Source organism: Acinetobacter sp. YH12236 (assembly GCF_013417645.1).
GTDB lineage: Bacteria > Pseudomonadota > Gammaproteobacteria > Pseudomonadales > Moraxellaceae > Acinetobacter.
Genome location: NZ_VPDM01000003.1, coordinates 72,783 through 89,493 on the forward strand (window position 1 = coordinate 72,783; position 16,711 = coordinate 89,493).

14 protein-coding genes are annotated in these 16,711 nt (G+C 43.3%); 5 read left to right on the forward strand and 9 right to left on the reverse strand.

What is annotated here, in order from left to right; genetic code table 11:
• Positions 1–179: 179 nt before the first annotated feature.
• From FTV14_RS02530 to FTV14_RS02550, 5 genes are all read right to left on the reverse strand, one after another.
• Complete coding sequence (locus tag FTV14_RS02530) at positions 180–509, reverse strand: multidrug efflux SMR transporter (RefSeq protein WP_180053254.1); 330 nt, start codon at positions 507–509, stop codon at positions 180–182.
• A gap of 8 nt (positions 510–517) precedes the next feature.
• Positions 518–1,399, reverse strand: a complete 882-nt coding sequence (locus tag FTV14_RS02535) for a hypothetical protein (protein ID WP_180053255.1) — start codon at positions 1,397–1,399, stop codon at positions 518–520.
• Entirely contained in the window at positions 1,396–2,403 is a 1,008-nt protein-coding gene (locus FTV14_RS02540; protein ID WP_180053256.1) for an isopenicillin N synthase family oxygenase, read from the reverse strand. The genes FTV14_RS02535 and FTV14_RS02540 overlap by 4 nt, the downstream gene beginning before the upstream one ends.
• A gap of 79 nt (positions 2,404–2,482) precedes the next feature.
• Positions 2,483–3,364: an ABC transporter ATP-binding protein gene (locus tag FTV14_RS02545; protein ID WP_180053257.1), complete on the reverse strand. Its 882-nt coding sequence runs from the start codon at positions 3,362–3,364 to the stop codon at positions 2,483–2,485.
• Positions 3,364–4,308 carry an ABC transporter permease gene (locus tag FTV14_RS02550; RefSeq protein WP_179992570.1) on the reverse strand — a complete coding sequence of 315 codons (945 nt, stop codon included), beginning with the start codon at positions 4,306–4,308 and terminating at the stop codon, positions 3,364–3,366. The genes FTV14_RS02545 and FTV14_RS02550 overlap by 1 nt, the downstream gene beginning before the upstream one ends.
• A 318-nt stretch (positions 4,309–4,626) precedes the next feature.
• Between FTV14_RS02550 and mtlD the strand changes: the two genes are divergently transcribed.
• Positions 4,627–6,753 (forward strand): bifunctional mannitol-1-phosphate dehydrogenase/phosphatase, encoded by a 2,127-nt coding sequence (gene mtlD, locus FTV14_RS02555; protein WP_180053258.1) that lies wholly within the window; start codon positions 4,627–4,629, stop codon positions 6,751–6,753.
• Positions 6,754–6,824: 71 nt separating this feature from the next.
• Here the strand turns inward: mtlD and FTV14_RS02560 are convergent, their stop codons facing one another.
• Complete coding sequence (locus tag FTV14_RS02560; protein ID WP_180053259.1) at positions 6,825–7,829, reverse strand: ABC transporter substrate-binding protein; 1,005 nt, start codon at positions 7,827–7,829, stop codon at positions 6,825–6,827.
• Between the two features lie 10 nt (positions 7,830–7,839).
• Positions 7,840–8,418 carry an ANTAR domain-containing response regulator gene (locus tag FTV14_RS02565; RefSeq protein ID WP_004785667.1) on the reverse strand — a complete coding sequence of 193 codons (579 nt, stop codon included), beginning with the start codon at positions 8,416–8,418 and terminating at the stop codon, positions 7,840–7,842.
• 346 nt (positions 8,419–8,764) lie between these two features.
• Here FTV14_RS02565 and FTV14_RS02570 point away from each other — a divergent pair, with 346 nt between their 5' ends.
• Entirely contained in the window at positions 8,765–8,968 is a 204-nt protein-coding gene (locus FTV14_RS02570; RefSeq protein ID WP_125278494.1) for a hypothetical protein, read from the forward strand.
• A gap of 485 nt (positions 8,969–9,453) precedes the next feature.
• Complete coding sequence (locus FTV14_RS02575) at positions 9,454–11,619, forward strand: TonB-dependent receptor domain-containing protein (RefSeq protein WP_180053260.1); 2,166 nt, start codon at positions 9,454–9,456, stop codon at positions 11,617–11,619.
• Between the two features lie 65 nt (positions 11,620–11,684).
• Here the strand turns inward: FTV14_RS02575 and FTV14_RS02580 are convergent, their stop codons facing one another.
• Complete coding sequence (locus FTV14_RS02580) at positions 11,685–12,293, reverse strand: MarC family protein (protein WP_159122944.1); 609 nt, start codon at positions 12,291–12,293, stop codon at positions 11,685–11,687.
• Positions 12,294–12,321: 28 nt separating this feature from the next.
• On the reverse strand, positions 12,322–14,358 hold the full coding sequence (locus FTV14_RS02585; protein ID WP_159122945.1) for a choline transporter: 2,037 nt from the start codon (positions 14,356–14,358) through the stop codon (positions 12,322–12,324).
• Positions 14,359–14,629: 271 nt separating this feature from the next.
• Between FTV14_RS02585 and betI the strand changes: the two genes are divergently transcribed.
• Entirely contained in the window at positions 14,630–15,208 is a 579-nt protein-coding gene (betI, locus tag FTV14_RS02590; RefSeq protein ID WP_034705247.1) for a transcriptional regulator BetI, read from the forward strand.
• A gap of 21 nt (positions 15,209–15,229) precedes the next feature.
• Positions 15,230–16,705 carry a betaine-aldehyde dehydrogenase gene (gene betB, locus FTV14_RS02595; protein ID WP_180053261.1) on the forward strand — a complete coding sequence of 492 codons (1,476 nt, stop codon included), beginning with the start codon at positions 15,230–15,232 and terminating at the stop codon, positions 16,703–16,705.
• The last annotated feature ends 6 nt before the right edge of the window (positions 16,706–16,711 follow it).

Genomic DNA, 16,711 nt, shown 5'->3' on the forward strand with positions numbered 1-16,711 from the left:
GGATATTGAAAAGCTCCTTCTCCTTCTGGGATGAGAGGCATAGCTTCGCATGAGGATGAGGGTATTTATTAGAAAGAACCCCTCCCTGAGGAGCATGCTCCGCAAGTCTCCTACAAGGAGAGGCAATTTACTTCTTAATAATTAAAAATGACTGATGAAAGAACGCTAATATCAAAAAATTAAAGCTGCGTACTTTTGGAAAAGACATTGATAAAAATAATGCCAATGATCATAAACGCCAGACCGATCAGCGCGGGAAGATCCAGTTGCTGTTTGAACACCAACAGTCCAACCGTAGAAATAAGGATAATGCCTGCACCAGACCAGATCGCATAAGCAATGCCCATTGGAATAGTTTTCATGGCCATGGAAAGAAAGAAAATGGCAATCGCATAGCCAACAAATGTGGTGATTGACGGCCAGAGTACGCTAAAGCCATTGGATGCTTTTAGTGCAGAAGTCGCGATGACTTCTGCAAGAATAGCAACAGATAGATATAAAAAAGCCATATTCCTCCTTATAACACCCGTTCTGCATGATGCAGCAGGTGATTCTGTTCCGCGCTCATCCACTGTGCTGCTTCTGCAGTCGTGCTAGTCCTGTGCTGAAACTCATATTCAGGTTGGTAGATATCAATCTTAAAAATCAGGTCAATTGCACGACCATCCAGAACCACATGCTGGACCAGACGGGTTGCATCCAGAATTTCAAAATTGTCCAGATCAAAGGCGTTGCCTGTTTCACCGGTACGGGTGCTGTAGGTTTTACTTAAACCTTGGGTGCCAATAGAGACTTCAAAGCTTTGTAATAGATCAAATGAAGTAGTATCGGCTGACTTGATATCTAGTTCTGCAACTTGAGATTGCATCTCTGGCAAACGGGTCAGGGCATAGGCAATATGATCATCACAGATGATCAGACCGCCATCCATTTGCAGTTTTGCACCTGATTGGACATCTACCGCAGATTCTAAGCGTAGGCCTAAGAACAGCCCTTTCTTCACTTGCTGACGCCAGTCTTCGACATAGACATTGCTTGGTGAAAATTCCAGAATGCAGTTACCAATCGCATGTAGTTTGGCCGGTTCAGGCCACTGCACATGATTTTGATAATTGGCGTAGTCTTCAACTTCCCATGACAAGAGCTGCGTTGCATCATCCCATACCGTATTGCCAATCCAGCCCTGACGTTCTGTCACTGGTGTGTCATTCTGACTTTTCAGGCGTAGATCAATAGTAAAGCTGCGTGACTGGAACCAGTACACAATGGTGTTTTGATCGGTCAGGCCATTAAAGAAACTGATGCTTTTCCTGCGAAATGCCCCATATAAAAAGCTCGGAACTACTTCAGGTTGAGTAGTTGTTGGCGTTAATTTTTTTATGGCTTCTAACAGGTTCATGATGCTGCCTCCGATTTTTCATTTAAACCAAAGGAAGACAGTGGAACGGCATTTTTTAGAACCAGCTCACCATTGGCAATTCGCTGTTTTAAATACTGGAACGTTTGTGCGGTCTGATTAAACAGGTGTTCACCACCAATCAAAGGCTTATATTTGGAATCATCAGTTTTTACCACCGGTTCAATCACCGTGTCATAGTTACAGGCACAGAACAGCGGAAAGGAATAACGCTCTTCAGAGACTTTTTTTACGCGGTGTTTGGTCGCCAGGTATTTGCCATTGGACAGGATTTCCATCATGTCCCCAATGTTCATCACCAGCGTATTTTCGATGAGTGGAATATCAATCGATTCACCGGATTTGTTCAGCACCTGCAAACCTGGCGCAGTTGGTAATAGTAAGGTAAAGCATTCATAGTCAGTATGTGCACCGATGCCTTCGGCATCTTTGATATCCGGATTGTACGGATAATGAATCAGGCGCAATTGACTTGGCGCATCATTAATTTTATCGGCGAAAAAATCCTCTTTGACACCGAGAGCTAGGGCAAAAGCAGAAAAAATCTGTTCGCTGATGGTGCGCAAGTGGCCGTAATATTGGCTGACAATGGCTTTAAAATTCGGATATGCAGGCCATAAGGTTGGGCCTAGCAATGGGCAGTCTGTTCTAGAACCCTGATAGTCATAATTCACATCGTAGGCTTCTTTGAGGTCATAACTGTTGCCCGCGAACTGTTCTTCACCAATTGGCACATAACCGCTATGGTTACTGGATTTGCCAATATAGCGCTGCATTTTTGTGTCCAGATCCTGCTCGAAATAGGATTTGGCCAGTTCAACCAGTGACGTGGCATAATCAAAATTAAACTGATCCCATTTAAGATAAAGGAATCCAACATCTTTGCAGGCCTGGTCTAAAGCTGCCGCAACTTCAAGACGATCGGCCAGATGCGGACTTTGCATTTTAGAAATATCGACGAGTGGGAGTACGTATTGGTCTTGCATTGCAATCACCTTATTGTTGGTCGTCCAACACAGCGATTAAAACCTTTGGGTCGTCCCAAAGGCTCTTTTTAAAAATGGATTATTTGCTCGTGCTGACTTTGGTCAAGCGTGGAATTTCTGGAAGATCGGCTAGTGCAGGATCCAGCTCATCCTCCTGTGCATGTACCAGATGATTGACGTGCTCGCGAAGCTGTTTAAATTCCTGAGTCAGCATCAGATCTGGATGGCGTGGACGTGGTAAATCCACTTCAATAATTTCTTTGATTTCACCTGGATTGGCTTTCAGCGCCACAATCCGGTCTGCCAGCAAGATGGCTTCATCCATATCGTGGGTCACGAAAATGATGGTAATGTCGATGTTTTGCCACAGATCCATCAGGTGACGCTGCATTTTTTGGCGCGTATGCGGATCCAGTGCACCAAAAGGTTCATCCATCAGCAACACTTTGGGTTCATTGACCAAGGCGCGGGCAATCGCCACACGTTGCTTCATCCCGCCTGAGAGTTGATGCGGATACTGATCTTGATATTTTTCCAGGCCAATGATATTGATCCATTCACGTGCCTGCGCTTCGGCAGAAGCATTACTTTGACCTTTCATTTTCGGGCCAAACATGATGTTTTCTTTCACGGTCTTCCATGGGAACAGGGTATAGCCCTGAAACACCATGCCACGCTCCGGACTTGGGCCAGTAATCGGCTTGCCATCCACCAGAATTTCACCGCTGGTATAAGGATCTAGCCCAGCTACCACACGGCTAAAAGTCGATTTACCGCAACCCGATGGACCAATCACACAGATAAACTCACGTTTATGAATTTTCAGGTCAATGCCATTTAAAATGGTGCGTTCAGTTTTGCCATGCTTGAAGGATTGAGTGAGCTGTTTGGCTTCCAGGATGACCGGACGGCTATAAATCTTGTCAAAGTATTCGCGGGTATTAAATTCAGAGTTTTGCATCAGTTTGCTCCCGGTTTCCATTTAAATAAGCGTTGTCCCAATTTCATTAAAATCACGTCACAGAGCAGACCAATTACCCCAATGATCAAGATTGCTGCAAAAACATTGTCAAAATTCTGATAACGGGCCTGCTGGGTGATAAACCAGGTAATACCGGAAGTACTGCCGATTAGTTCAGCCACGATCAGGTAAGTCCATGCCCATCCCAGTAGTACGCGTAAGTTACGATAAATTTCAGGAAGGGCTGCTGGAATGACCACATGAAACAGGCTTTTTAATTTATTGGTACCCAGAGTAAAACCGGCTTCAATCAGACTGCGATCCACCAGTCGTGTGGTATTGGCAATAATCAGGATTTGCTGGAACAAGGTGCCAATCACAATGATGGCTACTTTTGGTGCATCATTGATGCCTAAAATAGCCACCGCAAGGGCACCAAAAGCTGGAGCTGGCAAATAGCGGAAAAACTCAACAAATGGCTCGGTCAGTTGGGAAATTTTGTTAGAGAAGCCACATAAAATACCGAGTGGAATACCAATCAGGGAAGATATTAAGAAGGCAGTAAACACTAACTTGATACTGTGCCACAGGCTTTCATGAAACCATGGAGCATTGGCTTGAGCAGGTTCTGTGGTAAATGCAGTGACCAATGCGATCGCCACTTCATGCGGGGCAGGCAGATAGATCGGATTGACCAGAATACCTTGGGGCGGCGCCAGACCTTGATCCACTGCGGATTGCGCAGCAGAGAAAAAGATATCCTTATCAATACGACTACCGACTTGTAAATAGCTAACGCTGCCTGAATCGGCAATCTGGACTTGTGGATGCCAGATAAATGGCAAATAACTGACTGCACACCAAATCAAGATCGGTATTAAAAAAGAGCCCAAGCCAAACAGTATTTTATTTCTTTGACTGAGTTCACGTGCAACGTAACTCATAGTGTTGCCCCTCAATATTACAATTTTTATAAAACGTAATACTGATCAAGCAAAATGGATGCCATGATAAGCAGAAACATTTAAAATGATAAAATAACCTGATATTTCAAAAGAAAAATTTAAACTGAGGGGCAAGATTAATAACTTACTTAAGTTAACAGTTTGATTACATCCAGAAACATAAATAATCTTATTTTAGTCTTTATTGATCAATTTATAGTCAGAACTATTTCATATCTTTACATCGGTTTATTTAATCTCTTATTTTCCTTAAGGTATTGTCCACTTCTTAACTCATTGAATTATAAAAGGGGAGCAATGCTAGAATTTAAAAATCAAATCGTACACGGCGCAATTTTCGATATGGATGGAACCATGTTTGATACTGAACGTTTGCGCTTTCAAACCTTGCAACAAGCTTCGCGTGAGCTGATCGGCGTCGAATTTTCTGAAAACTATTTAATGCAGTGTTTGGGCTTAAGTGCCCGTAGTGCCGAGCAGCTGGCCAAAGAGCGTTATGGACAAGATGTTCCTTATGCCGAGATCCGCCAGCGTGCTGATGTACTGGAACTAGAACATGTACGCAATTATGGTGTTCCAATTAAAAAAGGTTTATTACAAGTACTGGAACGCCTACGCAAGGCAGGCCTGAAAATGGCTGTGGCGACTTCGAGCCGACGTGCGATCGCAGAAGAATATCTGATCAATGCCAATGTCTATAAATTTTTTGATGTACTGGTGTGTGGCGATGAGATTAAACAGGGGAAACCTCATCCAGAAATTTTTATCAGCGCAGCCGAAAAAATCAATTTAAGTCCGGCTCAATGCCTGATGTTTGAAGATTCTGAAAATGGCCTGCGATCTGCTTATGATGCAGGTGGTATGACGGTACTTTTCAAAGACATTAAAACGCCGAATGAATCGATGCTGGCAGAAGCCCAGTATTATTATGAAACAATGGAAGATTTTCTGACAGACCTGAACCAGTTTGTTCCTGTTCTGGAAATGCCAGAACTTGAGACCGCATTTCCGCAAACGCTGAATCAGTTAACGGTCGGGATTCACGGCTTCGGTGCAATTGGCGGTGGTTATTTGGCTCAGGTGTTATCACACTGGGATGGTTATACACGTCCACGTAAAATTATTGCCTCAACGCGTAATCCACTCTATCAATCTGCCGTAAATGCGTTTGGCACTTATTGCATTCGTTATGGTCAAAACTCTTTTGACCAGCGTATTGAGAATATGAGTGTGATTGATGCATATGATCTGAAGCAAATGCAGAATATGTATATTGAATCCAGTCTGGTGGCAGTCTGTGTCCCTGAGGAAGCTCTGGTTTCTGAAGCAGAAGTAATTGCACAGGGTTTATATGCGCGATACTTGGCCTACGAGCAGCAGGAACAGCCGCTGACGCTGTTAATTATCCTGAATAAAATCGGGGCCAAACAGCTGGTGATGCAGCAGATTCTGAGCCGTCTGAAACAGATTACGGATGAACAGACAGCGCAGCACATTATGGATCAGCATTATTTCTGTGACACCGTGGTGAACCGTATGGTCTCCAAACTGTCCGACCAGAAACTGTACCGTCAGCTGCGCATCAAATACAACATGTTCAAGCAGTATCAGCTGGATGAAGATCTGTCCGTAGTGGATCTGGATGATTCTACAGCCCTGAATGCAGAGCAGGAACATCAGGCGGGCTTATATATTGAAGACCTGCGCCGTAATTTTCAGCCAAGTCATATTCTGCAGTCGATGGACCTGATTCTGTTTAATGCCGAAACGGATATGCCAATCTATGTGGAAAATAACAGTCCATTATTGGCTAAAATGCGCCAAATGATTCTGGTAGATGATATTGCCAATATCCAGCTGATTAAAAACCGCTTATGGAATGGTGTGCATGCGATGATGGCCTGGTATGCCAGCCTGCGCGGTCATCAGACCATTGGCGTGGCCATGTCAGATCATGCGGTCAGAAAATTCATGCAGCAGGCCTTAGCGCAGGTGAAGCATGGTCTCTGTTACCAGATTCCTAAGCATGCTTCAGATCTGGAACGTCTGGCACAAAGTTTTACTGAATCCTGTGCCTATGCTTATCAGGACCCATGTGCACGTGTAGGGCGTGAACCTTTAAGAAAGCTGAAACACAATGAACGGGTTATGGGTTCATTATTGACCTTGCTTAAATATAGCTTGCCATTTGATGTGGTTTTAAAAGGCGCAGTGCTGGGTTATATCTATGCTCTGGAACAGGGTGAATGCGAGCAGCAGGAACTGTTGATGCATTTACAGATCCAGTTAAGACATATGGCATTAGAACCGCAGCTATATGAGACCTTGTATGATGAAATGTCACAATTCATCAATCAGGTTATCGCTGGAAAATTGTCCTTGCAAAAATTTATGCAACTGGATTTGCAGCAAGCGCTCAGCTAAATATCAGCAGTAAATAAAAAGACCCAGAACGATTCTGGGTCTTTTTTTATGGAAGTTTATAAATTTATAATTTATACAGTCGTGGATTCTTGCTGATAAATACAGGATTGGGCAATCTGTTGCTGATCATCTGCGTACAGATCAATATTTTCCCATTTTTCCATCTGCTCTAATAGCCAGATAAAATCGGTGAATTGAGGCTCAACACTTTCACCTGCAAGGTTACGAATAATATTCTGAATCTTATGGAAGTCATAAACGTGTCGAGAAGCTGAACATTCAAACTGGATAATCTGATAATCCATCAGCATGTCCCAAACTTCAGAAAGATCGGTAGCATGCTTTAAATCCATCTGGGCTTTTTTTACAGCAGCGACTAAGGCCTCTACAGTCAGTGGATGCAACTCGCCCCATTCCTGAGTTATCGCCAGCACTTTGTCTGCCACTTTAGGAATGACATTCTGGCTGGCTGCGACAATCAGGCTATAACCTTCAAGCTTGGCCTGAATATTCCATGGCTCACCCACACAAAAACCATCAAAAATCTGTGCTGCAATTCCTTTGACCATTAAAGGGGGGGGTGAGGTCTTGAGCAATATATTTTTGGCATATTGTGGATCAGTTAAAGCCAGCCATTCTCTTAAACAGTAATGATGAATGGAGTATTTATAAACATGAGCCAGACCTACTTTATGTTGCTGCTTTAAGGCACTGACCAGCTTTTGTGACGTGATCTGTTCATTATCTTCAGGCTGAATGCCCAGTTCATAACACAAATCCTGTCTTAAGCTGATAAATGCCTGATTGATACTGAGGACTAATGGGGTCTGCAAAGCGACTTGTAACTGGTCTGCGCCCAAAGCAGCCGCGGGAAGCATGGCAGACAGGCAATGGGCAGCATCCAGAAAGCCATAGGCCAGACGGTCGCGTAAGCTGGACCAGGAGGCTTCACGGATCAGGTTTACCTTTAAACCCTGTTCAGTAAAATAACCTTGTCGCTCCGCCCAAAGAATGGCAACACAATCAAGCAGTGGAATATAGCCAATATTGAGTTCTGTTTTTTCTAATGTTGTCATTGAATGCTCCTTATTGGCCGGATAACAGTTTTTGTGCATCAAGTAAGCGCCTTGCCATATCGCCAATGGTAATCCGGTGACTCATGGCATTTTTGCGCAACAGGGCAAATGCTTCTTCTTCGCTCAGTCCATGCAGCTGGATCAGCAGGACTTTGGCTTTATCAATATCCCTGCGATCACTTAATTTTTCCTGAGTTTCCTTCAGGTCATGTAACAGTTTTTTATGTTTCTGGAATTGTTCAATCGATATTTCCAGAATATTTTCCAGTTTGGTTGGATCAATCCCGTCCACAATATATGCCGTGACTCCGGCATCAATGGCATTTCTGATGGTGTCCTTGTTGGAATTTTGGGTAAATAGAACCGTAGGTAATTCATACTGACTCACGCAGCTTTCGATAATATCGCGATGAGGATGATCCATATTTAACAGAATGACATCGGCATGCAGGCTTTTGATATCAACAATGTTGAGGTCATTCAGAATGACACAAGCCACCACATGAAAATCATGCGCAAGCAAAGAAGCCTGAATAAATTCAGCGCGTTCTGGATCATCATCAATCAGGGCAATTCGTAATTTAGACATGCAAGATTTTTAACTAGTACATCGGGGAATATTCTATGAGGACTTATGCAAAAAACATACCATGCAATTTGGTGCAAAAAATCAGGAGATCAGGTTAAAAGTGTCATAAAAATAGTGCATAGAGTCTGATGAGACTAAATTACTCTGACTAAAATGAGGCGTAACCAAAATAATCGCACTAAAATAAGGAATTTTAAGACAATAAAGAATATAAAATTTATCGCTTAGATCAATTTTAATTTCATCAAGATGATCGGGAAAAATAAAAAAATCAAATATAGATAAAAATATTGGAATAATAATTGCTTATTTTTAATCCACTATAAAATAAAAAGGTGGAATAGACATGAAATTACAACTTATACCATCCCTGCTAGTAGTAATGAGCAGTCTTTTGATGGCGGGTAATGTGATGGCAGAAGATGGTGGTTTACGTTTTACCGAGAAAACTCTGGCCAAAGTGGCAGAAATGAAAACCAAGAAAAAATCAGCTGAAACCCAGCAAGCTGTACCATTACAAGCACAAGTAATCGAAAATGCCTCTAAATAAAATAATAGCCAGAATACATGAAGAAACTCTCCAGCAGGAGGGTTTCTTTTTTGGGCTGAAATCTATAAGCCATAGTTCAAAAAATAAGAATTCTATTTTCTAGTTATGACTAAGATTTTGGTCTAGAAACCTGTCTATTAAACTGATCTTGATGAATCAGAATATTGTTTATATCTTCAAAATTTTTAATTTAAATCACTTTTTGCCAACTCGAATTAGATGGTTACAAGAAAAAAATACATATCTATAAATTACAAATACTTAATAAATTAGATGTCAGAACTTGTATGAATCTGTCTGTGATCTTGTAAAGTACTGACAGATTTTTTGTATAGAAAAAATTTAAAATATTGCCGCACCAGTCAGATATTTTGGCAGAAAATATCTGCTTAATTTTGCATGCTTCATTTATGCTACAGCTTAAATTTTTAAGCCAAGTCCTAAAGCAGATCAGGATCACTTATACAGGATTGTATAAATTCGCCATGAATATGACAAAAATCCCTCTCAAGAAAAATCCGCTTAGCCTGATGATACTGTCGGCATTTTCAGGCCATCTTTATGCTGAAACTACGCTAGCACAGGATAGTGTTCAGCAACTGGACACTATTGTGGTGACCACTGAGCAAAATACAAATTCCCAGCAACAGACTGCGGCCGAACTCGCTAAAGTTTCGGGAGGAACCAATTTTATTTCAGATCAGCAGCTCGAACATCAGCGTCTGGGAACCATTGCTGACGTCTTCCGTCTCCAGCCCGGCATTTATGCCCAATCGCCGGGCAATGAAGGAGCCAAAATTTCTATCCGTGGTTCTGGCATTAACCGTACTTCTGGTGCACATGCATCCGGAACTTATGTCATGATCGATGATATTCCCTTTACCGGACCGGGTGGTACAGCTTATGAACTGCTTGAACCATGGTGGATTGATCATGTTGAGGTGTACCGTGGTGCCAATGGTTTAAAACAGGGCGGATTGTCCTTAGGTGGAACAGTTAATTATAAAAGTAAGACTGGTGCAGAGCAGAATGGCTCTGAATTAAAATATGAAACGGGTAGCCATGGCTATCAGAAATACCAGTTTAGTACTGGCCGACAACTCGATAAGTTAGATTATTATCTGACAGTAACGGGTTCACAGTTTGACGGGATTCAGGATCATGCCGAAGGTGATGGTAAAGGTCTAGCTTTTAATCTGGGTTATCAGATCAGTCCAGATATTGAGACCCGCTTTTATGCCCGTTACCGTGAAAGCAAACATTTAACGCCAGGGCGCATTACCCAGGAACAGCTCAAGAATAATCCTGAAGCAGCCAATGATTTTAATCTGGCTGTAGATGCCAAGCGGATTCAACCGGGCAGTACCTGGCTGGCAAATACTACCACTTGGAACTTGCAGGATGATGCCAAACTGACCGGTAGTCTGGCTTATCACCATTATCCATTGGATCTACGTGAAAGTAGTTATCGTACCAATGTCGATTATGAGGATATTAGTGCGCGGGTTCAGTATGAGAAACCTTATCAGTTATTCGGTCTTGAACATCAAGGAAAAGTTGCTTTTCGAAGTACCACGCACCGTCCGAATAGTGGTGTAACCGAAACAATTCGACGCGATACTACGATTGACGGTGCGCTTTATCCGGCAGATACCGTAACACGCCGTTATACCTATCGTGGTTCAGACAATGTGCTGCAATTTGATCAGGAAACTCAGTTGAATGATCAGTTTAAGCTTGATCTAGGATTGGCAGCAGCCTATACCCACCGTGAGAGTGAAGTGACTTATCCTGTGGCTAGTCCTGAAGTTAGCCGCTATGAATGGAATTTCGCCCCGCGTATTGGCCTGACTTATCAGCCAAATGAAACATTACAATGGTTTGCCAATTTAAGCCGTAGTATTGAACCGGCACATCCATGGGCGATGGCATGGTCTTCGCCATACTATTTTGACAGTGGTGTCGCTTCAGGGCGGGTACGTGAACCTATTTATCTGGACACACAAACTGCAAATACTTTAGAACTGGGTGGCCGGGGTCAATCAGCCTGGGGTGATTGGGCACTGAGCTACTATTATTCCAAAGTTAAAAACGAGTTATTAACCTCAGAGTTGATCAAAACCTATGAGGATGGATCGGAACGACCTTCTGAGCCAATTGCCGTTGAATCCAATGCGACTCCAACCCTTCATCAAGGTGTAGAACTCAGTCTGGATACACCATTGTATGCATCACAGCAGGGCGAGCTTCGTCTACGTCAAGCTTATACCTTGAGTGATTTCCAGTATAAAAACGATCCTTTATTTGGCAAAAACCAGTTACCGGGAATTCCAAAACACCTTTATCAGGCACAGCTCAGTTATGCCTTGAATAACGGTCTTTATGTGGGTCTAAATACTGAATATGCATCGAAAATGGCACATGATTATGCCAATAGCCGCTTCAGTGATGATTATCAGATTTGGGGTATTGATCTGGGATATGCACCAGAAGATCAGTCATGGAGTGCCTGGGTTAACTTCAAGAATATCACCGATGAAAAATATGCAGCAGTGGTGATTCCAGGTTATGACGACAAAGGTGCAGATCGAGCACGATCTTCACCGGGTGAAGGCTTCTCAACCTATGCAGGTGTGTCGTTTAAATTTTAAAATCATCACTTCATAAAAAAGCGGGCATTTTTATCCGCTTTTTTATCCTGTCAGCTTGTATAAAACTAGCCTTCCAAAATTCCACTGACACCTGTCACAATCATATCAATCGCAATTGTACCGATTAATAGTGCTGCGACACGACCAACAATATCGACATAAAGGTCAATATAATTGGAATATTTGTGTTGCATATGATCATGCAGATATTTCATCAGGATCAGTAAGCTGCAGGTTAAAAATAAAGTAAAAAAGATCACTAAAATAGTCTGCATTAAACTGAGCTGTACACCGGTAATAACCGAAGCTGAAATTGTTCCAGGGCCAATCATAAAAGGCATGGCAATCGTACCCGCCAGATGATTCGGCGCACCCCGCATCACCCCAATGGTATCCGCACCTTCAAAGACATAGCGATATCCAATCACCAGAAAAATCAGACCACCAAAAATCTGGAAGGATTCAAAGCGAGCATGTAGCACTTCATTGAAGAAGGCTTCGCCAGTTTTCGCAAAAATGATGAAAACAATAAAGCTGATCAGGCTGCCCTGAATCAATGCCATATTGAAGACCTTTGCTTCGGAATTACGAATAATTCCGAGCATATAGATACTCATCAAAAATGGATTGAGTAACGAAAAAAACAGGGCAAAGGCATTTAAACTTGCTGACATCATTCAATCCTTCCGTAGTTGAGTGATCCTAGATTTCACGATCCGGGAAAAGTGGACGTTTACCCGGACTGATCCGGTTGATGTGCAGATACATCATATGACGTTCATATTTATCTAGAATGTCGTTAATGACTTGTTCCTTGCTATAACCGACCAGATCATTGCCCTGAGATCCTTCAAACAGGTAACTTTCCAGACGATAGTAATAGCGTTTAGTCCGTTTACCCCGTGAACTAAAGTTCGGTGTGGCATAACGTACTGGCCAGATTTGATAGACAAAGTTTTCTTCTTCATCCAGCTGAATGGTGAGATCCAGATGATACAGTTCAGGTTCTTCCTCAAGCGGTTTTTCCTGAATATTCACTTGAATACCCTTATCGGTTAACTCAGTCGCAACTGCCTCAATGGCCGGCTTGCAGACGTCATCCAGCATGGCGCGAGTCTGTGAAAGGCTTGGATGCAACATCACCCGGCTCAGACGTTTCTTCCAGTTAAAGATGTCAACATTACCGACGACTGGTGCAGCATTCAGACTGGTACTGGCCTGACGGAAATCCTCAAGCCGCAAGGATTTATACAAACCGGCCATGACAAAGAAGATCACGAAACTAAAAGGTAAGCCCATAATAATGGTGGTGTTTTGCAATGCTGTCACACCGTTAGCCATTAGCATAGCTAGCGTCAACAGGCCAATCGCAATCGCCCAGAACACACTGAGCCAGCGCGGTGAATCATGCTCAATATTAGTGAATTTAGTGGTGAAGTTCCCCAATACCAATGCCCCTGAATCCGCTGAAGTCACATAGAACAGCAAACCTGTAATGGTGGCGACACCTGCGAGAAATGTGAAACCTGGATACTGTGCCAGCAGGTCATAAAAACCATGTGCCGGATTTTCTAAAACAGTTGTCGCAAGCTGAGTATTACCATCAAAAATCACGCTGTATAAAGCACTGTTACCGAAAATAGACAACCAAGTGAGGGTAAATAACAGAGGAATAACCAAAGTCCCGGTGACAAATTCACGAATAGTACGACCACGGGAAATACGTGCCAGGAACAGACCTACAAACGGCGACCAAGCAATCCACCATGCCCAGAAGAACAGGGTCCAGCTATTCATCCATTCTTTAGGCTGCTCAAAAGGAAAACTGCTTAAAGAGAGTTTCGGGAACTGGCTGAGATAATCACCAAAATTCTGAATTAGAGCCGCTAATAAAAACTCTGTATTTCCCATAAAGAGAATAAAGAGCAGCAACCCGATTGATACATAGATATTAATTTCAGACAGAACCCGAATACCTTTATTGACACCCGCAGTGACGGAAATAATAGTAATAATGACTGCAACACCAATTAATGCAGTTTGAATCCAGATATTTTCCGGCAAGCCAAACAGGACATGCAGACCGTAATTTAGCTGAACCACACCAATACCGCAGGTCGTGGCGATACCAAATATCGTACCGAGTACTGCAGCCGTATCCACCGTATGGCCAATCGGGCCATTAATTCTTTTTCCAAAAATAGGATAAAGCGCAGAGCGAATTGTCAGCGGTAAATTATAGCGATAACTGAAATATCCCAACGCAACCCCAATCAGCGCGTACATGCTCCAGCCAGTCAGACCATAGTGAAACAGGGTCCAGACCATGGACTGACGCGCGGCTTCAAAGGTTTCAGCTTCACCGACTGGTGGACTCATATAGTGCGACAGGGGTTCAGCGACCGAGAAGAACATCAAGTCAATCCCGATCCCGGCTGAGAACAGCATGGCCGACCAGCTCAGCAGGCTGAATTCGGGTTTAGAATGTTTGGGACCAAGCTTGATTTCGCCATAACGTGAGCAGGCGATAAAGACAATAAAAACCAGATACAGCGTTGCCGCCAGCAGGTAATACCAGCTAAAGGTACTACTGACCCAGTTTAAAATATTAATAATGACTAGATTGGCTTGTTCATTAAATAAAATCGTGATGATAGAAAACAGCAGAATAAGCGTCGCCGAACAATAAAAGACTACCTTATTCAGACTATCTTGCACCTCTTCGTTTTTCTTTTGCATAAATCTCTGACCATCGTTTTTGTTGCCGGATGATCTACAGTGCAGTGTGATTTAAAAGCAAAAACTGGCCCTAAAGCTTCCTTGTTTTCGTGAATTACAAACTTTTGCAAATCCAAAACAAACTGCGCTGTACATCAAGGGTGAGCTGGCACTATAATTTTTATTAATTGAACGTTCAATTAAAAAAGCGTTTATGAATTGTTACATTATTCAGCTATTTGCTTTAGCAGAGTGATTTTTTATTGTTACATCCGTTATTCAGGTTAGTCCTATGCCAAAAGTTGGTATGCAACCGATCCGTCGTCAGCAACTGATCGATGCCACCTTAGCTGCAGTGAATGAGCTAGGTTTTGCAGAAGCTTCAATTAGTCAGATTGCTCAGAGGGCAGGTGTCTCAACCGGCATCATAAGTCATTATTTTCAAGGTAAAAATGGGTTAATTGAAGCCACAATGCGTTACTTATTGCAGCAATTAGGTAAGTCTGTTGCTGAAATCAAGTCACAGGTGAATGGCGCCCCTGAACAACGCTTACTGGCGATTGTGCGTGGCAATTTTACTGCTCCACAAACGGATAAAGCGGCCATGAAGGTATGGTTGGCTTTTTGGGCCAGCAGTCTGCATCAGCCCGATTTACATCGTTTACAGCAAATAAACCATTACCGCTTACATTCCAATCTTAAATATGAATTCATGAAAAAGCTGAGTAAGGATCAAGCTGAGAAGGCAGCACAAGGTCTGGCTGCACTCATTGATGGATTCTGGCTAAGAGGTGCTTTAGTAAGTGGCGAAATTGATCCAGAACTGCCGATTGAACTGTGTAGTGAATATATCCGGCAACAACTCAAATAACCAATCTGCGAGGGAATTCCATTGACAACATTCAAACTGCAACGTCCTTATATCCATGGACAATATGTCGATGCAACGTCCAATAGCACGTTTCAAACTATTAATCCTGCAACAGGCGAAGTCCTGGCTGAAGTGCAGGTCTGTTCAAAAAATGATATCGATCGTGCGGTTGAATCTGCACAACAAGGGCAAAAAGTCTGGGCAGAAATGACCGCGATTCAACGCTCGCGCATCTTGAATAAGGCAGTCGCCATTTTACGCGAGCGTAACGATGAGCTGGCAAAATTAGAAAGTCTGGACAGCGGTAAAGCCTTTAGTGAAACATCGACTGTTGATATTACGACAGGTGCAGATGTACTCGAATATTATGCGGGAATTCTACCGGTTCTTGAAGGCCAGCAAATCCCGCTGAGAAGCAGTTCCTTTGTCTATACTCGCCGTGAACCTTTGGGTGTTGTCGCTGGAATTGGCGCATGGAATTATCCGATTCAGATCGCATTGTGGAAATCTGCACCGGCACTCGCTGCAGGCAATGCCATGATTTTCAAAGCCAGTGAAGTTACCCCTTTAACTGCGCTGAAACTGGCAGAAATTTATACTGAAGCCGGTGTACCGCATGGTGTCTTTAATGTGGTTACCGGCAGTGGTGAAATTGGGGGTTATCTGACTTCGCATCCTGATATTGCCAAAGTGTCGTTTACCGGTGGCGTTTCTACCGGCAAAAAGGTCATGGCGCAAGCTGCAAATTCTAGCCTAAAAGAAGTCACGATGGAGCTGGGCGGTAAGTCTCCGCTGATTATCTGTGAAGATGCCGATCTGGATTTGGCGGCCGATATTGCCATGATGGCCAATTTCTATAGTTCCGGTCAGGTGTGTACCAACGGTACTCGCGTATTTGTGCCTTTGGCATTGAAAGCAGAATTTGAAGAAAAGATTTTGCAGCGTGTTGAACATATCCGTATGGGTGATCCTCTCGATCCTGAAACCAATTTCGGCCCAGTGTCCAGCTTTGAGCATATGGAAAAAGTACTGGGTTATATCGAGAAAGGCAAGATAGAAGGGGCACGCCTATTATGTGGCGGCGGCCGTGCTGAGGATGAACAGTTTGCCCAAGGGGCTTATGTCCTGCCAACCGTATTTACCGACTGCCGCGATGACATGACCATTGTACGTGAAGAAATCTTCGGTCCAGTCATGAGCATCCTGAGTTATGACACCGAGCAAGAAGCCATTCGTCGTGCCAATGACACCGATTATGGTCTGGCCGCCGGTGTTGTCACACCAGACTTAGCCCGTGCACACCGAATTATTCATCAGGTCGAAGCAGGTATCTGCTGGATCAATACCTGGGGTGAATCGCCAGCAGAAATGCCGGTCGGTGGTTATAAACATTCCGGTGTCGGACGTGAAAATGGTCTAGTCACTTTGCAGCACTACACCCAGACCAAATCGGTTCAGGTCGAACTCACTCCTTTCCAGTCTGTATTTAGCGCATAAGGGGGA